This is a genomic window from Halorarum sp. SLYT50, from assembly GCF_059821265.1.
The window spans coordinates 726,049-746,454 of sequence record NZ_CM187555.1; the positions used below are offsets into that span (position 1 = coordinate 726,049).

Sequence of the window (20,406 nt, forward strand, 5' to 3'; positions counted from 1 at the left end):
TATTTTTTCTGCGACGCGAAAAGAGAGGGCATGAGTACGACCTCGACGGCCGACCGCATCCTCGAAGCCCTCGAGGCGGACGCACAGGCGTCGTACGCCGAAATCGCCGACCGGGCCGGCGTCTCGAAGCCGACGGTGCGGAAGTACATCAGCCAACTCGAAGATGACGGGGTCATCGTCGGCTACTCCGCGGACGTGGACCCCAAGAAACTCTCGGGGAAGACCATCGCCCTCGTCGGCATCGACGTGGACAGCGAGGAGTACGTCGCCGCCACTCGGGCGCTGAAAGAGGTGGACGCCATCGAGGCGCTGTACACCTCCTCGGGCGACCACATGTTCATGGCCGAGGTCCGCGCGGCCGACGGCGAGGAACTCGGCGAGGTCATCGGCGAACACATCCTCGCCATCGACGGCGTCACCGCGGCGCACCCGTCCGTCCTCCAGGAGCGGCTGAAGTGAGTCGGCGCGGTCGGTCACTGGACCGTCGCCGCACCAGTAGCGCTTACTAGGTCGAGCAGTGCGGAACGGACACGCCTCACGAGGTGTCCACCGGGATTCGGACCGAGGGGTCCGGCGAGAACCGCGCGTTCTCGCGCGAGCCCTCCCGGGTGGCGACGTGTTCCTCGGACGGACACAGCGCCGCGGTCGGGACGAACGACCGCTGAGTCGGAACGAGGCTTCGGAGGAGACACGTCTTCTCCACGACGACGGCACGCGGAGCGACGGCGCTACTCGGGGGACGCGGCGGGCGGGCGACGGTGTCGACCGCCGGGCGACGGGTCCACTTTCGCCGCGCGAGGCGAAGGTTAAGCACCGTCGGGCCTGAACGGGCGGGCATGGAGGGGACGCTCCCGGGAGCACCGACGGACGACGACGCGGAGCGGGTCGTCTGTCACGTCGACATGGACTGCTTCTACGCCTCCTGCGAGCGCCTGCGCGAATCCGCTCTCCGGGGGGAACCGGTCGTCGTCGGCATGGGGTACGAGGCGGGCGAGACGGTGGGGGCGGTGGCGACGGCGAGCTACGAGGCGCGGGCGTTCGGCGTCGAGTCGGCGCAGGCCATCTCGGGCGCGCTGAAGCGTCTCCCGCGGCGCGCCGACGCGGACCCCGGCGACCCCGACGCGCCCGACCCGTCCGAGTCGGGGCACTACCGTCCCGTGGACATGGGGTTCTACGAGTCGGTCGCGGCGGAGGTGAAGGAGGTGTTACACGACTGCGCCGCGACCGTCCGCGAGGTGAGCATCGACGAGGCGTACCTCGACGTGGGCGACCGGACCACCTGGGACGTCGTCGACGGGGGTGAGCGGACGCTCGCCGAAGGGTTCGCACGCCACGTCAAACAGCGCATCCAGCGGGAGGTAGGCGTCCCCGCGAGCGTCGGCGTCGCGCCGAACATGGCCACCGCGAAGGTCGCCTCCGACCACGAGAAACCCGACGGTCTGACCGTCGTCCGGCCGGGCGCCGTCGAGTCGTTCCTCTCGCCGCTCCCGGTCGACGTCATCCACGGTGTCGGCCCGGTGACGGCCCGGACGCTCGCGGACGCGGGCATCGAGACTGCGGGCGACGTCGCCGCGGCCGACCCGGCCGACCTGACCGACCTGTTCGGCGCGCGCGGTCGCGACCTGTACGACCGGGCGCGCGGCCGCGACGACCGGGCGGTGACGCCGACGGGCCGCCCGAAGAGCCTCTCGCGAGAGTCGGCGTTCGACGGTCCGACGGACGACGAGAGCCGGAAGGAGGAGGTGGTCCGCGGCCTCGCGGCCGACGTGGCCGAACGGGCGCGCTCGCGCGAGGCGCTCTACCGAACCATCGGTATCAAGGCGGTCCGACCGCCGTACGAGGTGAACACGCGTGCGGAGTCGCTCTCCGGGCCGGTGGACGACCCGGACCTCGTAGAGACCGTGGCGCTCGACCTGCTCTCGGAGTTCGACGGCGACCCGGTCAGGAAACTCGGCGTCCGCGTCTCGAACCTCTCGTTCGCCGCGGGCGAGCAGGCGACCCTCGGCGGGTACGAGACCGACGGCGAGACGGGAGGCGGGGCGGACGGCGGCGAGGCGGGACGCGCCGCCCCGCGGAGCGGGAGCCAGCGGACCGACGCCGGTCCGACGCTGGACGACTGGACGGACGCGGCGACGGGCGACGCGCCCGCGGATACCGGCGGTTCGGCCCGGGGACGCGCCCGCGACGGGCAGGCGTCGCTCGGCGAGTTCGAGTGAACGCGAGCCGAGCGGGCGACGGGCGAGTCGGCCGAGAACGGCCGCTCCGCGGGCGTCCGACGCGCGTCCGACGCACGGGGAGACTTATGCCGCGAGCGTAGCAGGGTACGCCCGATGAGCGACGAGACCATCACCGTCGCGGACGTGAGCGACGGGACCGGCGGCGAGTCGGGGCTCGAACCCGGCACGCCCATCTCCGTTCCGGTGGTCGAACTCCTCACGGGGCGGGGGTTCATCACGGGCAAGTCGGGCAGCGGGAAGTCGAACACCGCGAGCGTCGTCGTCGAGAACCTGCTCGACAACAACTTCCCCGTGCTCATCGTCGACAGCGACGGGGAGTACTACGGGTTGAAACAGGAGTACGAGATACTCCACGCCGGCGCGGACGAGGAGTGCGACATCCAGGTGTCGGAGGAACACGCGGACAAACTGGCGAGTCTGGCGCTCGAACAGAACGTCCCCATCATCCTCGACGTGTCGGGCTATCTCGAAGAGGGGGCGGCGTCGGCGCTCATCCGCGAGACGGCGCGGCACCTGTTCGCCAAGGAGAAGAAACTGAAGAAGCCGTTCCTCCTCCTCGTCGAGGAGTGTCACGAGTACATCCCCGAGGGGGCGGGGATGGACGCGACGGGCAAGACGCTGATCAAAATCGGGAAACGGGGACGGAAACACGGCCTCGGCATCGTGGGCATCTCCCAGCGGCCGGCGGACGTGAAGAAGGACTTCATCACGCAGTGCGACTGGCTCTGCTGGCACCGGCTGACGTGGGACAACGACACGAAAGTCGTCTCGCGCATCCTCGGGAGCGAGTACGGCGACGCCGTCGAAGACCTGGACGACGGGGAGGCGTTCATGATGACCGACTGGGCCGAGTCCATCCGGCGGGTCAAGTTCCACAGGAAGAAGACGTTCGACGCGGGCGCGACGCCCGGGCTGGAGGACTTCGAGCGGCCCGACCTCAAGTCGGTGTCGGGCGACCTCGTGTCGGAACTCCGCGACATCACGGACGAACGCGAGCGGCGCGAGTCCGAACTCGCGGACCTCCGGCAGGAACTCGACAGGAAGCGCCAGCGCATCAGCCAACTCGAACGCGAACTGGAGGAGGCGAAGGACATGTCAGAGATGGCCGACAAGTTCGCACAGGCGCTGCTCAGCAAGTCCGAGGCGTCCTACCGCGGCGGGAGCGGACGGAACCTCGCGCGGGAGGCGGCGGAGACCGACCGTGACCGCGCGCCCGACCCCGAGCGGCGCGACCGGCCGCGCGACCAGTCCGGGGTGACCGAGTACGCGGCCGCGTCGAACGGGGCCGGCGAGGCGGGACCGAACGCGTCGGGACGCGCCGGCGGGTCGGACTCCGTGACCGCGGCGGACGCGTCGGGGACCGACGGGACGCCGGCCGCCGAACCCACCACGGACGGAGCGGGCGTCGACGCGACGGACACGGCCGCGGCCGCGGCGGCGACCGACGCGTCCGGGACGGGGGGCGTGGATATCTCGGAGGCGCGCTCGCCCGGTGGATTCGAGGAGGCGGCGGGACTGGCGTCGGTCGTCGAGGGCGAGGAACTCCGGCGGCGCGAGACGGTGGTCGAGGGGTTCGTCGCCGCACTCGACTCGCTACCCGACGTGGCGCTCGCGATGCTCGCGCACTACCGCGTCGCCGGGCCGACGACCCCCCGGGACGCTCACCGCGCCGCGGGCGGGTCGGGCGACCGGCGGTTCGCGTACTCCCGCAACCGCCGCCTCCGGAGCGCGGGCGTGGTCGAACACTGGACGCGCGGCGAGTACGCCTACGCGCTCCCGGCGCTCGTCCGGCGGGTGTACGGCGGCAACGCGGACGAGCAGGAACTCGCGGAAGTCGTCGCGGAAATCGAGTCTCGCGTGGGACTCTCGGCGGAGTGACCCGACGGCGGCCGCCTGACCGCCGGCCGCCGGACCCAGTGTGAAGGAGTGACGCACCCACCGAACGTTTATCCGGCACGGCGAATCAGGTGTGACCGAATGGAGACCTGTTTCTCGGCGCGCTGACCGGGCGCGTCGGCGGGGGCGCGCGCGGCGGCACGGCGACCGGACGAACCCGGACCGACCGACGGACGTCCGGCCGCGCGTCGCCCCACCGCGGGCCCGCTCTCGCGGGGGGCGACTCGGCGGCCGCGTAACCGATGCAATCAGGAGACAGACAGACCGACGAGCGAGCCGTCGTCGCGGCCCGCTCGACCGACGAGGAACCGGACACGAGCGAGACACGCGGACTGGCCGAGGCCGCGGGCTACGAGGTGGTGGCAGAACTCACCCAGCGACGCGCGGAGGACTCGACGTACCACCTCGGCCGCGGGAAGGCGGAGGAGGTCGCCGCGCGGGTGGCCGAGACGGACGCGGACGCCGTCGTCGTCGACGGCCAACTCGACCCGGGCCAGTACGGCGACCTGCTGGCGTTGCTGCCCGACGGGACGGCCCTCCTCGACCGCTACCGCCTCGTCCTCGACATCTTCGCGGCCGGGGCCGGCAGCGAGGCGGCGAAGACGCAGGTCGAACTGGCGACGCTCCGGTACGACCTCCCGCGGCTGCGCCGGGCGACCGAGGAGTCGCTGTTGAACCGGGCGACCGAGAAGGGGTCGCCCGTCCTCGACGCCGAACGCCGCATCGACCGGCTGGAGAACCGGCTGGCCGACATCGCGGACACCGCCGCCGCGCGGCGCGAGAAGCGCCGCGGCGAGGGGTTCGACCTCGTGGCGATAGCCGGCTACACCAACGCCGGGAAGTCGACGCTGCTCCACCGCCTCGCGGACGACCTCTCGGTCGACGCCCGCGACCCGGGCCACGCCGACGTCGGGGGAACCGCCACGGTGGAGGACCGCCTGTTCGAGACCCTGGAGACGACGACCCGGCGAGCGACCCTCGACGGGCGGCGGGTGCTGTGTACCGACACCGTCGGGTTGGTCGACGACCTCCCCCACGACATCGTGCGGTCGTTCTCGACCACCCTGTCGGAGATAGCGGAGAGCGACGCCGTCCTCGCGGTCGTTGACGCCTCGGCCGACCTCGACCGGTTCCGCCGACGTGCCGAGGTGACGATGGGCGTGCTGGCGGCCGACGCGGAGGGGACGGTCGTTCCGGTGTTGAACAAGGTCGACCGGACGAGCGACGACGCCCTCGCGGAGCGGCGCGACCTCCTCGAGGCGATTCGGCCGGACGTCGCGGACCCGGTCGCGGTGAGCGCGCTCGACGGCGAGGGGACGGAACGTCTCACGACGGCGGTGCTCGACGCGCTCCCCACCGCCCGGACCGCGTTCCGACTGCCCAACACCGACGAGGCGCAGACCGTGCTCTCCTGGCTCCACGAGCACGGACGCGTCGAGACGGAGTACGCGGGCGAGCGCATCGACGTGACGTTCGCGGGGAGACCCGCCGTCGTCGAGGAGGCAGAGCGGCGGGCGGCAGAACAGCGACAGTAGCGCGGGACGGCACCTCCCGCGACCGGCGGGGTGGCGAGTGCGGATGCCGGCCGCCCACACGGGGGCGACCGCGCTCACCCGCTCACGATAGGTGGACGGGGCGACGACGGGGTCGCCGAGGCGAACTCCGGGTCGCGGCACCGTCGAAGCGCTCGCCTCCGGCGACGAGGCGAGCGGAGACACGGCCGAGAACCGGTTGGACGCCGTCGCTCGCCGGCGCGAGGATTGCCAGCAGGCGTCGGGGTCGGGAATCAAGCGCCGAGAGAGTAATCTGAAAGTTCTATCGGGGTGAGAGAACCACACGGCACAAGTAGGTCTCGCGCGAGCTACCGCGTGAACAGAGTACACCGATGGGCACCAACAACTCTTCCGCTCGCGACTGGTCGCGCCGGTCCGTGCTCCGTGCCGGCGCGTTCGCGGGAGAGGGCCTCCTCGCCACGGACTCGACCGCGACTCGCTCGGGCCGCCGGCACGTCGTCCGCATCGACGGACGCGAACACGAGGGGGCGGTCGAGTACGAGCTGTCGGTCACCGGCTCCATCGTCGACAGTCTGGTGAGCGACGCGAACGACCGGGTGTCCGACTCGACGGTTCGGGGGACCGTCGCCGGGTGGTACGACGAGTACGCGTACGTCGGCCGTATCGACTCCTTCAGCGCCACCGGCCAGGTCACCGTCTCGGTCGACGGACGCGACGTGGACCCCTCGACGCTGGCACCCGCGGCCGGGAGCGGCCTGCCGTTTCCGCTCGACGTATTCGTGAACGTCATCGCGGCCCTCGTCGGGGGGTGGAACGACCCCGGCGGTGCGGTGACCGCGACTCCCGCCCCGGCGACGACCCCGACGACGGACTCGCCGCGGGGGACCGCCGGCCGGTCGTCCGCGAGCGCCACCTCGGAGACGACTCCGACGGCGACACCGACGGCGACATCGACGGCGACTCCCGCCGTCGCGGACCCGCGGCTGGCGAAACTCGGGCAGGCGACGCTCTCGGAGTCACAGCCCGGTGCCGGATTCGCCGAGGTCGGCGTCCGCGACGACGGCCGGTACGCCGTCGTCGGGACGGCGCTCGGCGGGCGCGGGACCCACCTGCTCGACCTCCGCGAGCCGCGCGACCCCGTCCAGGTCCACCACCTCGGCTCGGACGGCACTCCGAACCCCGACGTGGAGTTCGGCGGTCGGGACGGACTCTACTACCGGTCGGCGCAGGGGCGACGGACGTTCGACGCGGTGGACTACGGCTACCGCGACGGCACGCCGGACGACCCGGTCGTCGTCGGGTCGGTCGACGCCGGCACGACACACAACCTCCAGCCGCACCCGAACGCGCCGGTGGTGTACACGGTGAACTACGACACGAACCCGGACTCCCCGGGAGTGGTCGTCTGGGACGTGTCCGACCCGGCAAAGCCGCGGAAGCGACGGGCCGTCGGTCCGTCCGGCGTGTGTCACGACGTCACCGTCGACCCGCGGCGGGACCGCCTGCACGTCGCCTACCAGGACGGAGAGTTCGAGGGGTACGCGTCGTTCGACGCGTCGGACCCGCTCCGACCGACCGAGGTCGGACGGTTCTCGTACGCCGAGCGCACGCCGCTGTCGGAGACGGGCGTCGAGGAACCGGGATTCGCGGGCGGTCACTACGCGGAGGCGGACCCGCGTCGAGACCTCGTCGTCGTCGGCGACGAGGTACCCTACGGGGTTCCGGGCGGAAAACACGTGTTCGACGTCGGTTGGGGCGACGGCTCGCCGTCGGACCCGACCCCCGTCGGGTTCGTCACGTCGCCGAACGCGCGCGAGATGTCGTCCGACCCCGACGGCGACGGCGAGGCCGACCCGACCGAGCGGTGGGACTGGACCGGTCACAACTTCGACCACGTCCCGCGTGACGACCGGACGCTGCTCGTGAGCGGCGACCGGCACGAGGGGGTCGTCCTGTACGACTTCACCGACCCGACCGAGCCGAGAGCGCTCGACCGCTACGCGACCGACGACCGGGCCGACGAGGCGACGCCGAGCGAGATGCTCGCCCAGTTCGGCGACGCCCCGTGGGCGTGGGGCGCGGAGTACTGCCCGGCGCGCGACCTGGTGGTGGCGTGCGATCAGTTCACCGGCGTGTACACCTTCGAAGTCGTCTGACTCGACCCGGCAGACGGCGTCTCCGGGCGCGGAACGGGCCGGTGTGGGCACCCTTATGAAGCGCCGTCCACTCGTGTCGAGCATGCGACTGCGAGACCTCTCCGCGAACGCCCCGTACGTCCCCGGGCGCGGGGCGGAAGAGGTGGCACGCGACCTGGGGATGGAACCCGACGACCTCGTGAAGCTCTCCTCGAACGAGAACCCGCACGGGCCGTCGTCGAGGGCCGTCGAAGCGGCGACGCGCGCCGTCAGCGAGGCGCACGTCTACCCGACGGCCGCCCACACCGACCTCACGGAGAAGCTGGCCGACCGGTGGGACGTGACGCCCGCGCAGGTGTGGGTGGGACCGGGCGCCGACGGCGCGCTCGACTACCTCTCCCGGGCGACGCTCGAACCCGGCGACCGGGTGCTCGTCCCGACGCCGGGGTTCGCCTACTACGGGATGAGCGCGCGCTACCACCACGGCGAGGTTGCGGAGTACGACCTGTCGAAGGCGGACGGCTTCGCCCAGACCGCGGAGAACCTGCTCTCCGCGTACGACGGCGAGCGAATCGTCTACGTCACGACCCCGCACAACCCGACCGGGTCGGAACTCCCGCGCGCGGAGTTGCGCCGCCTGCTCGACGGCGTCGACGGGCGAACGCTGGTCGTCGTCGACGAGGCGTACGGCGAGTACGCCGACTCCCCGTCGGCCGTCGACCTGCTCGACGCGCACGACAACCTCGCGGTCACGCGGACGTTCTCGAAGGCGTACGGGCTCGCCGGCCTGCGCATCGGGTACGCCGTCGTGCCGAACGAGTGGGCGGACGCGTACGCGCGGGTGAACACCCCGTTCGCGGCGAACGGGGTGGCGCTCGCGGCCGCGAGCGCCGCGCTGGACGACGACGCGCACGTCGAGCGGTCGGTCGAGTCGGCGCGCTGGGCGCGCGAGTACGTCGCCGACGCGCTCGACGCGCCGACGTTCGACACCGCGGCCAACTTCGTGCTCGCGGAGGTGGGCGACGGGTCGGCGGTCGCAGAGCGGGCGCGGGAACGGGGCGTCATCGTCCGCGACACCACGTCGTTCGGCCTCCCCGGCTGTATCCGCCTCTCGTGTGGAACCGAGGACGGGACGAGGCGGGCGGTCGAGGTGCTGAACGACGTGCTCGCGGAGCGGGCGGAGGCGTCGGCCGACGCGAGCGCGGGGGGCGACGCGTGAGCGTGAGACTCGCCGTGACGGGGACGCCCGGGACGGGCAAGACGAGTGCGACCGACGCGCTCGACCGGTCGGACGTGGTCCACCTCAACGAGCGAGTCCGCGAGCGCGGGCTGTGGAGCGAGCGGGACGCGGAGCGCGACTCGCTCGTCGCGGACCTCGACGCGGTGCGCGCGGACCTCGGCGACTGGGACGGCGTCGTGGAGTCGCACCTCGCGCACCACCTCGACGCGGACCGCGTGGTCGTCCTCCGGTGTCGCCCGGACGAACTCGAGCGGCGGCTCCTCGACCGGGGGGAGTCCGAGGCGAAGGCGCGCGAGAACCGCGAGAGCGAGGCGCTGGACGTCGTGCTCGGCGAGGCCGTCGAACGACACGGGACGGACGCGGTGTACGAGCTAGACACGACGGACCGCACGCCCGAGGCGACCGCCGAAGAGATCGCGGCCGTCGCTGCGGGCGAGCGCGACCCGAGCGCGGGCGAGGTGGACTTCATCGGCTACGTATGACGCTCGACAGGCTCCGCCCCCTCGCCGACCGGGGGCTCGACCCGTTCGTCCGCCTGGCAAGCGGGCTCGGTCTCTCGCCGGACGGCGTGAGCGTCGTCGCGTTCGGCTGTGCCGTCGCGGCCGGCGTCGCCTCGGCGTCGGGTCGCCCGCGAGCGCCCCGGTGCTGTACGTCGCCGGCGCGGTCCTGGTCTTCCTGAACGGCTGGCTCGACCTGGTCGACGGCGCGCTCGCGCGGGCGCAGGGCAGCGCCTCCTCGGGCGGCGACCTGCTCGACCACGTGCTCGACCGGTACGCCGACATCGCGGTGCTCGTCGGCCTCGCCGCCGGTATCGACGGGTACGCGCTGGGGTTGGCCGCGGTCACGGGCGTCCTGATGACGTCGTACCTGGGCACGCAGATACAGGCGGTCGGCATCGGCCGCGAGTACGGCGGCCTGCTCGGACGCGCGGACCGACTCGCGCTCGTGGGCGTCGCGGCCGTCGTCGCCGCCGCCGTCCCCGGCCCGGTAGTCGCGGGCTACGGCGTCGTCGCGCTGTTGCTCGCCCTGTTCGCAGTGGTCGGTCACCTCACCGCGCTCCAGCGGTTCTGGGGCGCGTGGTCGGACCTGCGCTGAGTCCGAACGTGGCCGCGTCCGAGCGAACGCGCGAGCGAGTCCGCTCGGACCAGTCGTTATCTCGGCTGATTCACCGGGGCGAATCCTTTTGTTCTCTCACTACGACAACGAATTCATGAGCGAACGGACAGGAACGGGGACGGGCGGCGGCTCGCCGTCCCGGCCCAGGAACCGCGGTGACGAGCCGACCCTGCAAGCCGCACTCGACCGTCTGGCCGGCGGGTGCGGACTGTTGGTCACGGGCGACGTCTCCACCGAGGCGTTCCGGGTGGCCGCGGCGCGTTACTTCGGAGCGGCGTCGAACCCGCGTCGGCGCGTCCTCGGCCTCACGCACGACGGCCTCCACGCGGAGGGGTGGTTCCCCGAGGGCGTCGACCCGACGAGCGGAGAGACGGAGGTGGTTCGGTTGGACGACGCCGTCCGCAGCCCCGCGGCGACGACCCGCCGACGCACCCGCGACGAGGGTGGAGCGAGCGCCGGACTCGGCTCCGACGCCGATTCGGAGTTCGACCCCGGTGTCTCGGACTCGGCCCCCGAGTCCGACGCCGAGGCGTTCTCCGACCGATTCCTGGACGCCATCCGCGCCGGCGACGGAGAGCGGACGGACAGCATGTACCTCCGCGTCGGCCTGTTCCGCGTCGACGGACTCCGCGCGGGACTCGGCGAGGAACGGGCCGACGACGTCCTCCGCGAGGCGGCGGCGGAGACGCGCGAACGGGGCGGCATGGCACACTTCCACCTCCCCCGTCCGGTGGGCGACGCCGCGACGCCCCGGTCGGACCCCGTGGTGGACACCGTCGCGACGCGTCTGGGCGAACACCTCGACGTCATCGTGCAGTTGCGGTTCGCCGAGCACACCGCCGTCCCGGAAGAGCGGTGGCACATCGTCGGCTGGGGGTCCACCGACTGGCACCCGCTCCGGTGAGCATGAGCGAGCAACTCGGCGAGCCCGTCGGCGACGCGCTGACGCTCGCGTCGGTCGCGGGCCGCGGTCGCTACGACGTCGTCGACCACATCGAGGACGTCGGCATGCCGCTCCGCGTCGACGGAGCGGTGGGTGGGCCGAGCCGGGTCGACGCCGGGAACCGGTTCCCGGTTCCGGTCGACGCGTGCTGGCGGTTCCACGCCGAGTCGGTGACGCCGCTGTGTACCGCCGACATGTACGTCCGGACGCCCGACAACGAGGTGGTCGCGACGGCGACCGCCGACGGGGCGGCGCGGGTCCCTCCCGGCCCGCACGTGCTCGAACTCTCGACGGCCCCGGTGAAGACGTACGTCGCCGTCGAGGGTCCGGCGCTCGTCGGCTACGACGACCGGTACCCGCGCGTCCAGTTCGACGGCGGGCCGGCGGAACTCGTCGTCGGGGCGCGCTCGCGCCACGAGACGCCCGCGGGGACCATCACGACGACCGAGGACCCGGCCGACCTCGCCACCGCGCTGTCGCTGTTCGGGTCGGCGCTGGCGACCACCTCGCCCGAGCGGTCGTTCCCGACGCTCCGCGGACACCCGCCGTTGCTCGCGCTCGGCGACCGATTCGAGGTTCCCGCGCTCGTGGGACGGGTCGATACGGGGGTGGAACTCGGTCTCCCGTTCGAGTACGGTCCGCTGTTCTCCGCGGCCCCCCTCGCGTACTACCTGGGCGCGGGCGTGGTCGAGAGCGACACGCCGTACCTCGCGGCCGGCGGCGTCCGGCGTGACCTCCCCCGGGAGGACGAGGACCTCGGGGTCGAACTCGGCCGCCTCCTCAGACACTGTTTCACGCTCGACTGCGCGACCCGGGCGTGTTCGGCCGGCCTCTACGACGTGAACCTCCACGTCCACGAGTCGCTGACCGAGCGGCTCGACCCCCCCTGGGAGGCGTGGTACCGTGCCGACGTCGACGAGCGGACCGCCCGGTACCTCGAGGTTCCGACCGACGCGACCGAGGGGTACGTCGACTGGCCGCAGACGACGGACGTCAAGCCGGTGGCAGCGAACGCCTCGATACTCCCGTTCCTCGCGGCCGACCTCTCGACGGTGCGCTCGCCGCCCCCGGCGCCGATCGAGTCCGGCGGCGACCGGTCGACGGAACTCGACGACTTCCTGCGAGGGTGCCCCGCACCGGCGGCGGGCGAGGTGCTGACGCGGGGGGCGAGCGACGCGCGCGCCCGCTCGACCACCGGGTCGGCCGTCGCCGCGGGCGACGGGTTCACGCGCGGGCCGACGCAGAACGTCGGCGACGACCGTGACGAGACCGTCACTCCGCGAGAGGCCGACAGCGTCTCGCGGTCGTGGGTCGGCCCCGGGTTCCCGACGCGCGCCGCCAAACCCACCGTCGAGGCGTACCGGCGACGCCTCAACCGGTCACCGTCGTCCGACCGCACCATCGAGGTCACGGTGGTCTGCAACGACGAGCGGATGCGCGAGGAGATGGACGACGGGTACGGGTTCCGCGACCACGTCGTGTTCGACGTCCACCGCGAACGCGACCTGACGGTCGGGGCCCTCCGCGAGACGCTGCGCGCGGACCACGACTTCTTCCACTACATCGGTCACGTCGACGAGCGCGGCATGGAGTGTTCCGACGGGTTCCTCGACCTCCGGACGCTCGGGGAGACGGACGTCGACGCGTTCCTGCTCAACGCCTGCTCCTCGCACAGGCAGGGGATGGCGCTCGTCGAGGCGGGCGCGCTCGGCGGCGTGGTGTCGCTGATGGAGTTGCCGAACACGCTGGCGACCGAGGTGGGGCGCGACCTCGCGCGACTGTTCGACGCCGGGTTCCCGCTCGACGCGGCGCTCGACGTCGTCCGGCGCGGACCGTTCGCCGGGAGCGCGTACACCATCGTCGGCGACCCCCGGGTGCAGCTGTGTCAGAGTCCGACCGGCGCGGTGATGGTGACGGAACTGCTGGGTCTCGACGGCGACTCGGTCCGGGTCTCCTCGCGGTACTACCCGACCCCGAACTTCGACGTCGGGACGATGTCGAACTTCCACTGCGAGAGCGAGAACCGACAGTACATCTCCTCGGGGACGTCCCGGGAGCTAGAAATCGACGCGGGTTCGCTCGACCGCCTGTTCGGCGGAAGCCGTATCCCCCTGTCAGTCCGCGGTCAGTTGTACTGGGCCGACGAGATGACGTTCGACCAACTCCGGTCGGTTATGGACCGGCCGTAGAGCTGTACGCCGCCGCCGCGTTTCCCGCGCTCGAGAGCAGCAGCGTCGCCGTGAACAGCACGCCCATCATCTTCGGGTGGTCCGCGAGCCAGTTCGTCGCGTTGGATGCTTCGGACATCACACCTACACCGTGAGTTTGTTTCACAGTAAAGATATCTGAAAGGTTCTGATAAAACGAGATTGAAAAAGAAATGCGACCTTACCGTGCGCCGCGCCGGGAGAAACGACACCTTACCGAGACGGAATCACTCCCTACCGGTGGGAACCGGCCGTACCGGGCGCGGGGTTTATCACCGGCACCGGCGAAGCGAGGGTATGCCTCAGTGTGAGATGTGCGGCGCGGAGAAGCCCTCGCTCACCACGACGAAAGTCGAAGGTGCGGAGCTGGAGCTGTGCGACGACTGCAAGGGGTTCGGGACCGAAGTGCGCACGGAGTCGAGCGGCTCGTCAACCTCGACGAAGTACTCCACCTCGTCGAGTTCGTCGTCCTCGTCCTCGTCGAGTTCGTCCTCGTCCTCGTCGAACTCGTCGAGTCGTCGGCGGGACATGTTCGACGAGATGGACACGGTCGCGGCCGACTTCGACGAGCGCATCCGGAGCGCGCGCGAGTCGGCCGGCCTCACGCAGGAGGAACTCGCGGACCGCCTCAACGAGAAGACGAGCGTCATCCGCAAACTCGAACGCGGCGAGCACCTGCCGAGCGACCGGGTCCAGAAGAAACTGGAGAAGGCGCTCGGCATCTCGCTGGTCGAGGGGACGGACGTCGAGGACTCGGAGTGGTCCTCGGAGTCGTCGGGGACGATGACGCTCGGCGACGTGGTGAAGCGCAACGACAACTGACGACACCTGACGACGGCTCGTGGCGACCGGGCCGACCCCGGCGCGGGCGCGCCGCAACCGCTACGCCTTTCCCCCGGAGGGTCGCTCGTCCTGTATGTTCGTTCTCGTCAATCTGAAGGCGTACCCGTGCGACCCCGTGGCGGTGTCGACTGCCGCCCGCGAAGTGGCCGACGAGTCCGGCGTCCGCGTCGCCGTCGCCCCGCAGGCGGCCCACCTCGCGGCCGTCGCCGAGACGGGCGTCGAGACGTGGGCCCAGCACGTCTCGCCCGTCGAACACGGCAGCCACACCGGGAGCACGCTCGCGGAGGCCGCCGCCGACGCGGGGGCGGTCGGGACGCTCCTGAACCACTCGGAGCGCCGCATCACGCTGGCAGACGTCGACGGCTCGCTCGCGGCCGCCGAGCGGGCGGGCCTCGAGACGGTCGTCTGCGCGAACAACCCGGACCAAGCGGGCGCGGCGGCGGCGCTCGAACCGGACGCCGTCGCCGTCGAACCGCCGGAACTCATCGGCGGGGACGTGTCGGTCGCGAGCGCCGACCCGGTCGTGGTCGAGGAGGCCGTCGCGTCGGTGAACGCCGTCGACCGCGACGTGGAACTGTTCTGCGGCGCCGGCGTCTCGACCGGCGCGGACGTCGCGGCGGCCGCGGACCTCGGGGCGACGGGGGTGCTCCTCGCCAGCGGCGTCGCGAAGGCGGACGACCCGCGGGCGGTGCTGCGCGACCTGGTCTCGGAGCTGTGAGCCCGAGACCGGCGGAACGCGCGTCACGGTCGGTCGACGGACCGACCCGTCTCCGAGAGCGCGTGGTCGAGTGGAGAACGGGAACGGGGGGAGGAGGGGAGACGAGAGCCGTCAGTCCGAGGCGTCGATCCGCCCGATTCGCGTCGCGTAGAAGTCGTCACGGACGTACTCGGGCGCGTCGAGGTCCGCGTTGCTCGGCGCGTACTGGGCGGTGACCCAGAAGTTCCCCTCGGGATCGATCTCGATGCCGTTGTAGTCTCCCCACCGCATCACCTGCGGGCCGTTGTCCGGTTCACCGGCCTCGCCGTCCGCGTAGTCGTAGTCGTCTTCGCCCGCCCGATAGACCTGGTACTCGTCGACCTCCTCCCCGTCGACCGTGGCGACTTCCGCACTCACGTAGCCGTCCCGGTCGTTCCCGCTGCTCGAGTTGTAGACGAGTACGACGTTGCCGTCGCCGTCCGACTCGATGGCGGGCATGTACGTGGAGCGTCCCGCGCGCTTGAACTCGCCGGCGTGGAGAACCGACGCCCCGCTCCCGGTTCCGGGGTCGACGCTGTACCACCGAATCCGGCCGTCGTTCACGGTGTGCGTCGCCCAGACGTTCGACCCGTCGAACGACACCCGCTGGATGCGCGTGTCGATGGGGTCGATCTTCTCCTCGGTGTCCGGTTGCTCCGCCGGGGGCGCGTTGTGGTACGGCCGGACCCTGACGGCGTCGTTGGACAGGGTCGGGACGGGACCGGCGCCGCCGGGGTCGGCGAACCCGTTCTCGCTCCGCCAGACGGTCAGGGTCTTCCCCTGGAAGAACCGGCTGTTGACGAAGTACCCGGTGGTCGACCCCTCTGCCGACGCCGGCTGGACGGTGAACGCGAGGCTGCCGTCCGGGTTTCGGAGGTCGGTGAAGTGGTTGGCGTCCACGGGTCCTCCCGCGTACGCCGCCGCCTTGTCGAGCGCGACGACCGTCGACTCCTGAAAGACGTCCGTGAAGAAGTTCTGGGTGAGGTAGACTGTCTCCTCGTCGTAGCCCAGTTGGGGGAAGTCGACGAGCCCCGGGACCGCCTCGTCGCCGTCGGCGACGACCGCCGGAACGCGGTAGTTGTACCACGTCCCGGTCGGGTCGCCCGACGCGGACACCGAGAGCAGGAGCGCCCCGACGCCCGTGTTGAAACTGTACTCCACGCAGGCCATGAGGAACCGGTCCGCCGCCGCGTCGTAACGGGCCCGCGGGTCGAAGATGGCGTAGTCGTCGAAGAAGTCCGCCGGCGGGTCCTCGTCCTCGTCGCCCTCCTCCTCGTAGATGACGGGCGAGACGTTCTGCCACCAGTCGTCGAGGGTGTACTGGAACTGGAAGTTCCCCTCCGTGTCGAAGACGGCCCAGCGGCTGTTCACCGCGTTGACGAGGTACCCGTCGCCGACCGCGACCTGGTTGTCCGAGGGAACCAGCCCGCGGACGTCGTCCGCCCCCAACCCCTCGAACTGGACGTCGACGAGGTCACCCTCCGTCGCCTCGGTCTGGGCCGGTCCGCCTCCGCCGGTCGGGTGGCCCTTCGCCTCTGGCGTTCCTCGGGGGACCTGCCGCAGTCCCTCCTCCCCCTCGCCGGCGTCGCCGGGGAGGCTGAACGGGTCGCCAGTCGTGACCGTCTCCACCTCCCCGACCGTCACCGGGTCGCCCTCGTAGCTCCGGTGGAACGGTCCCTGGTAGGGGGGTCCCTGGGCACTGGCCGACCCGACGCTGCCGGCTGCCAGCAGGCCGGCTCCGACCGCTCTCAGGGTCGTCCGTCGGTACAAGTTCCACGACCGATGCTCCGCGTCGTCGGCGTTCGCTTCGTCGGTCATCTGTCTGCCCCGGCGAGATATTTATGATAGTAAATGATAGATTTTGCGAGACGCAAGTAGACCGACTTAGCGACTCCGGTTCCACCAGTAGCTGGTAATCTTCCTTGGCCGGGCGAGACGACCGAGACGGCGCCGTGTTCCGTCCTCGTGAGCCGTCACCGACGTCACGACGTTCACCCTCCTGCCGGGCGGAGAGCTCGTGACCTTCGGCGAGTTGAAGCGCCGGTACGGCGGGGGCGACGGGAACGGGACGCACGCGGCGCTGTACGTCGGACTCGTCGACACGGGCGAGGGAGCGGCCCAAGAGGCGGTCGTCCACGACGTCACCGTCCGGGAGTAGGAAGCCGAGCGCCGGTAACGCGCCTCGCTCGGATTTCCCGTCGGTCGGGGAGCGTCGGGCGACGACGCTACTCGGCGCGCACGTCGTGTTCGAGGACGCCGACGCCCTCGACCTCCACTTCGACCCGGTCGCCGTCCGAGAGCGGACCCACGCCGGCGGGGGTGCCCGTCGAGATGACGTCGCCCGGTTCGAGCGTCAGGTACGTCGTCACCTCCTCTACGAGCGTCGGGACGTCGAAGATGAACTGGTCTCGGGTGCCCGACTGTCTCGTCTCGCCGTCGACGCGGAGTTCGACCGACGCGTCGGCGGGGACGTGCGCGGGGTCCGCGAGGCACGGTCCGAGCGGGGCGCTCGCGTCGAACGCCTTCCCGCGAACCCAGTTCTGCTCGCGGTCCTGGTCGTCCCGGTTCGACACGTCGTTCATGCAGGTGATGCCCGCGACGACGTCCATCGCGTCGGCGGCGTCGACGTTCCGGCACTGCCGGGAGACGACGACGGCGAGTTCGGCCTCGTGTTCCACGCGCTCTTTCCCGGCCGGGAGCGTGACGGTCGACCCGGGGGTGGCGACGGCGTTCGGCGGTTTGAGGAACAACAGCGGCCGGTCGGGGACCGCCTCGTCTCGCTCCGCGGCGTGCGCGGCGTAGTTGCGGCCGACGCAGACGAGTTTACTCGGCTCGCAGGGCGCGAGCAGGTCCACGTCGTCCGCACCGACGTCGTACGTGTTGCCGGCGTACTCGACGGTCGCCTCGTCGTACGCACCGCGTCGGACCGCGCCTGACGGGTCGCGGAATCGGGCGTAACGCATGGGGTGCGCGTCGGGCGCTCGCCTCTTAGCCGTTCGGAGTCGGGGCGTGGTCCGGGACGACACATCCGGTCGACCGGTTGCCGCGCCGAGGCGATAGCGACGCACCTCCCGGCGGACGAGTTTATGTGAGAGTCGTCCCAACACGCGCCCGCATGACGGAGATGGAACTCACCTGGTACGGTCACTCGACGTGGGGCGTCTCGCTCGACGACACGGACCTGCTCATCGACCCGTTCTTCGACGCCCCGTACACCGACACAGACCCCGAAGAACTCGACCCCGACCACGTGCTCGTCACGCACGGGCACGCGGACCACATCGCCGACATCGACCGCTACCGCGGCGCGCACGTCGTCGGCACCCCCGAAGTGACGGGGTACCTCGTCGACGAGTACGGCGTCGAGGACACCACCGGCATGAACATCGGCGGGACGGTCGAACTCGACGACGCGTTCGTGACGATGGTCCGCGCGGACCACTCGAACGGACTGGACACCGGGTACGGCGCGTCGGGGGGGATGCCCGCCGGCTACGTCGTCTCGGACAAGAAGCCGACGCAGGAGTCCGACCCGGACGCGACGGCGTTCTACCACGCGGGCGACACGGGCCTGATGGTCGAGATGCGCGAGGTCATCGGGCCGTACCTCGAACCCGACGCGGCGGCCGTCCCGGTCGGCGACCACTTCACCATGGGGCCGGCGCAGGCGGCCGTCGCGGTGGACTGGCTGGACGTCGACCACGCGTTCCCCATGCACTACGACACGTTCCCCCCCGTAGAGATCGACACGGACGAGTTCGTGAGCGAGGTGAAGGCGACCGGGAGCGACGCCGAGGTACACGTCCTCGACGGCGACGAGTCGTTCACGCTGGAGTGAGCGGGGCGGGCAGCCCGGTACGCCCGCTCACGCGCCGAAGTCACGGCGCCCCAGCCGCGTCTCCCGTCGGAGACGGCCGAAGTGACAAGGTTTACGCCGCGAGCGCCAGTCGAACCGACTGCACCATGGCCGACATCGAGACTGCCACCGTCAGCGAGGAAGGGTACGCGACCACCAGTCAGATCGACGACTACGAACTCTCCGTCGACGCGACCGGCGAGGAGGGGCCGACCGCACAGGAGGTCCTCGTCGCGGACTACGCCGCCTGCTTCCTGCCCGCGTTCCGCGTCGGCGGCCGCCAGCGCGGCCACGAGGACCTGGGGAAACTCCAGATCGACGCCGACGCCGACATGAACGACGAGGACGACCTGACCGCGATTCGGTTCGACGTCCACGTGGAGGAGGACGTCGACGACGAGACCCTCGAGGAGATCGTCGAGCGCGCCGAGGACATCTGCCACGTCCACGACGCCCTCAAGGACTCGCTGCACGCCGACATTACCGCTCACGGCGACGCGTTCTGAGGCGCTACTGCCGGACGGCGCGTTCGCTCTGCTCTCCCGTTCTTCCGGTCGCCTCCAAAGCGAGTTCTCGTCGGTCGCGTCCGCTCACTCCGCGCCGCGGTAGTGTCGGTACGTCATCGCGCGGCCCTCGATGATGACCACGTCGGCGCCATCGGGGTTGGGGTCGACGTCGTCGATGTCACCCCCCTCGTCGCGGAAGACGTACGGCGTGTCGCGTTCGTCCATGCCAGTTGGTAGCACACATACCCATATAAGCCTTTGTCAGACAGCCACACGCACAGGGTCGTGGCGGCCACGTGACCGATTCGGCGGTGGCGGCGACGACGGACTGTCCCCCAGACAGAGGATTACCCGAGTGTCGGGTTACTCCGTCTCGTCCGCCAGTACTCGGTCGAGGTCCGCGAGCGACTCCAGAACGTAGTCGGGGTCGTACTCGCTCGCGTCAAGGTCCGCCCGCGAGGTGACCCCGGTGAGGACCAGCGCGGTCGTCATGCCGGCGTCGGCCCCGAGCGCGATGTCGGTGTCGAGGCGGTCGCCGACGACCAGACAGTCCCCGGCCGGCACGCCCAGCCGCTCCAGCGCCAGCGCGCGCGCCTCCGGCGAGGGTTTTCCGAGGACGGCATCCGGCTCCCGGCCGACGACTCCCGCCACCGCGTTGACGATGGCGCCGGACCCGGGGACGTCGCGCTCCGGGGCGGGGATGACCCTGTCGGGGTCGGTTCCGACGAACGGGACGTCGCCGTCCAGCGCCCACATCGCCTCGCACAGCCGGTCGTAGTCGAACGCGCGGTCGATGGACACCACGACCACCTCGGCGTCGTCGTGGTCGGCGACGACGGTCAGCCCGGCGTCCGCCAACTGGTCGAGGAGACCCGTCTCGCCGACCACGAACAGCCCGGCGTCCGGGTGGCGGTCCCGGAGGTACGCCGCCGTCACCGTTCCCGAGGTGAGTACCTCCGCGGCCTCGGCGTCGACACCCGCGTCCGTCAGGTGGTCCGCGTACGCGGTCGGCGTCCGCGTCGGGTTGTTGGTACAGAAACAGAGCGGGAGTCCGGCCTCGCGAACGCGCGCGAGGGCCGCGCGAGCGCCCGGAATCGTCTCTTCGCCCTGCATCACCGTTCCGTCCACGTCGATGACGACGCCGCGTATCACGCCCGTCGTTCGTGTGCACGGGTGT

The 20,406-nt window shown here is 71.2% G+C and carries 20 protein-coding genes and 1 pseudogene; 16 read left to right on the forward strand and 5 right to left on the reverse strand.

Annotation, left to right across the window (positions count from 1 at the left end):
* Nucleotides 1-30: 30 nt before the first annotated feature.
* The 11 genes and pseudogenes from lrpA1 (at nt 31) to AC6RUA_RS03865 (ending at nt 13,270) form a co-directional block, all read left to right on the forward strand.
* Nucleotides 31-459 carry an HTH-type transcriptional regulator LrpA1 gene (lrpA1, locus tag AC6RUA_RS03815; protein ID WP_499814616.1) on the forward strand — a complete coding sequence of 143 codons (429 nt, stop codon included), beginning with the start codon at nt 31-33 and terminating at the stop codon, nt 457-459.
* Nucleotides 460-542: 83 nt separating this feature from the next.
* Entirely contained in the window at nt 543-665 is a 123-nt protein-coding gene (locus AC6RUA_RS03820) for a DUF7835 family putative zinc beta-ribbon protein (RefSeq protein ID WP_499814617.1), read from the forward strand.
* 171 nt (nt 666-836) lie between these two features.
* A complete protein-coding gene (locus tag AC6RUA_RS03825) occupies nt 837-2,216 on the forward strand; it encodes a DNA polymerase Y family protein (RefSeq protein ID WP_499814618.1) in 1,380 nt (459 codons plus the stop codon).
* A 114-nt stretch (nt 2,217-2,330) separates the two neighbouring features.
* Entirely contained in the window at nt 2,331-4,115 is a 1,785-nt protein-coding gene (locus AC6RUA_RS03830; protein ID WP_499814619.1) for a helicase HerA domain-containing protein, read from the forward strand.
* Between the two features lie 260 nt (nt 4,116-4,375).
* Nucleotides 4,376-5,668 carry a GTPase HflX gene (gene hflX / locus AC6RUA_RS03835; RefSeq protein ID WP_499814620.1) on the forward strand — a complete coding sequence of 431 codons (1,293 nt, stop codon included), beginning with the start codon at nt 4,376-4,378 and terminating at the stop codon, nt 5,666-5,668.
* A 395-nt stretch (nt 5,669-6,063) separates the two neighbouring features.
* Nucleotides 6,064-7,803: an LVIVD repeat-containing protein gene (locus AC6RUA_RS03840; RefSeq protein WP_499814621.1), complete on the forward strand. Its 1,740-nt coding sequence runs from the start codon at nt 6,064-6,066 to the stop codon at nt 7,801-7,803.
* Nucleotides 7,804-7,885: 82 nt separating this feature from the next.
* Nucleotides 7,886-9,001: a histidinol-phosphate transaminase gene (gene hisC / locus AC6RUA_RS03845; protein WP_499814622.1), complete on the forward strand. Its 1,116-nt coding sequence runs from the start codon at nt 7,886-7,888 to the stop codon at nt 8,999-9,001.
* Nucleotides 9,002-9,003: 2 nt separating this feature from the next.
* A complete protein-coding gene (locus AC6RUA_RS03850; protein ID WP_499815393.1) occupies nt 9,004-9,504 on the forward strand; it encodes an adenylate kinase family protein in 501 nt (166 codons plus the stop codon).
* A pseudogene (locus tag AC6RUA_RS03855) lies at nt 9,501-10,117 on the forward strand (CDP-alcohol phosphatidyltransferase family protein). The gene AC6RUA_RS03850 and the pseudogene AC6RUA_RS03855 overlap by 4 nt, the downstream one beginning before the upstream one ends.
* 115 nt (nt 10,118-10,232) lie before the next feature.
* Nucleotides 10,233-11,042, forward strand: coding sequence for a DUF7504 family protein (locus AC6RUA_RS03860; protein ID WP_499814623.1), 810 nt, complete (start codon nt 10,233-10,235; stop codon nt 11,040-11,042).
* Nucleotides 11,043-11,044: 2 nt separating this feature from the next.
* Nucleotides 11,045-13,270, forward strand: a complete 2,226-nt coding sequence (locus AC6RUA_RS03865) for a CHAT domain-containing protein (RefSeq protein WP_499814624.1) — start codon at nt 11,045-11,047, stop codon at nt 13,268-13,270.
* Here the strand turns inward: AC6RUA_RS03865 and AC6RUA_RS03870 are convergent.
* On the reverse strand, nt 13,254-13,388 hold the full coding sequence (locus AC6RUA_RS03870) for a DUF7503 family protein (protein WP_499814625.1): 135 nt from the start codon (nt 13,386-13,388) through the stop codon (nt 13,254-13,256). The two genes, AC6RUA_RS03865 and AC6RUA_RS03870, sit on opposite strands and share 17 nt — an antisense overlap.
* A 197-nt stretch (nt 13,389-13,585) precedes the next feature.
* Between AC6RUA_RS03870 and AC6RUA_RS03875 the strand changes: the two genes are divergently transcribed.
* Both AC6RUA_RS03875 and tpiA read left to right on the forward strand, forming a co-directional pair.
* Nucleotides 13,586-14,110 (forward strand): multiprotein bridging factor aMBF1, encoded by a 525-nt coding sequence (locus AC6RUA_RS03875; RefSeq protein WP_499814626.1) that lies wholly within the window; start codon nt 13,586-13,588, stop codon nt 14,108-14,110.
* A 94-nt stretch (nt 14,111-14,204) separates the two neighbouring features.
* Entirely contained in the window at nt 14,205-14,849 is a 645-nt protein-coding gene (gene tpiA / locus AC6RUA_RS03880) for a triose-phosphate isomerase (RefSeq protein WP_499814627.1), read from the forward strand.
* A gap of 111 nt (nt 14,850-14,960) precedes the next feature.
* Here the strand turns inward: tpiA and AC6RUA_RS03885 are convergent, their stop codons facing one another.
* Nucleotides 14,961-16,685 (reverse strand): hypothetical protein, encoded by a 1,725-nt coding sequence (locus AC6RUA_RS03885; protein WP_499814628.1) that lies wholly within the window; start codon nt 16,683-16,685, stop codon nt 14,961-14,963.
* A gap of 199 nt (nt 16,686-16,884) precedes the next feature.
* On the opposite strand from AC6RUA_RS03885, the gene AC6RUA_RS03890 reads away from it, so the two are divergent.
* The gene (locus AC6RUA_RS03890; RefSeq protein WP_499814629.1) at nt 16,885-17,025 is read left to right on the forward strand and encodes a hypothetical protein; all 141 of its coding nucleotides are present in this window, start codon (nt 16,885-16,887) and stop codon (nt 17,023-17,025) included.
* A gap of 67 nt (nt 17,026-17,092) precedes the next feature.
* Here AC6RUA_RS03890 and AC6RUA_RS03895 read toward each other — a convergent pair whose 3' ends face one another.
* The gene (locus AC6RUA_RS03895) at nt 17,093-17,830 is read right to left on the reverse strand and encodes a fumarylacetoacetate hydrolase family protein (protein WP_499814630.1); all 738 of its coding nucleotides are present in this window, start codon (nt 17,828-17,830) and stop codon (nt 17,093-17,095) included.
* Between the two features lie 161 nt (nt 17,831-17,991).
* Here AC6RUA_RS03895 and AC6RUA_RS03900 point away from each other — a divergent pair, with 161 nt between their 5' ends.
* Nucleotides 17,992-18,705 carry a metal-dependent hydrolase gene (locus tag AC6RUA_RS03900; RefSeq protein ID WP_499815394.1) on the forward strand — a complete coding sequence of 238 codons (714 nt, stop codon included), beginning with the start codon at nt 17,992-17,994 and terminating at the stop codon, nt 18,703-18,705.
* A gap of 125 nt (nt 18,706-18,830) precedes the next feature.
* The gene (locus AC6RUA_RS03905; RefSeq protein WP_499814631.1) at nt 18,831-19,229 is read left to right on the forward strand and encodes an OsmC family protein; all 399 of its coding nucleotides are present in this window, start codon (nt 18,831-18,833) and stop codon (nt 19,227-19,229) included.
* 84 nt (nt 19,230-19,313) lie between these two features.
* On the opposite strand, the gene AC6RUA_RS03910 is transcribed toward AC6RUA_RS03905, so the two are convergent.
* On the reverse strand, nt 19,314-19,454 hold the full coding sequence (locus tag AC6RUA_RS03910) for a hypothetical protein (RefSeq protein ID WP_499814632.1): 141 nt from the start codon (nt 19,452-19,454) through the stop codon (nt 19,314-19,316).
* A gap of 138 nt (nt 19,455-19,592) precedes the next feature.
* Nucleotides 19,593-20,342 (reverse strand): HAD-IIA family hydrolase, encoded by a 750-nt coding sequence (locus AC6RUA_RS03915; RefSeq protein ID WP_499815395.1) that lies wholly within the window; start codon nt 20,340-20,342, stop codon nt 19,593-19,595.
* Between the last annotated feature and the right edge of the window lie 64 nt (nt 20,343-20,406).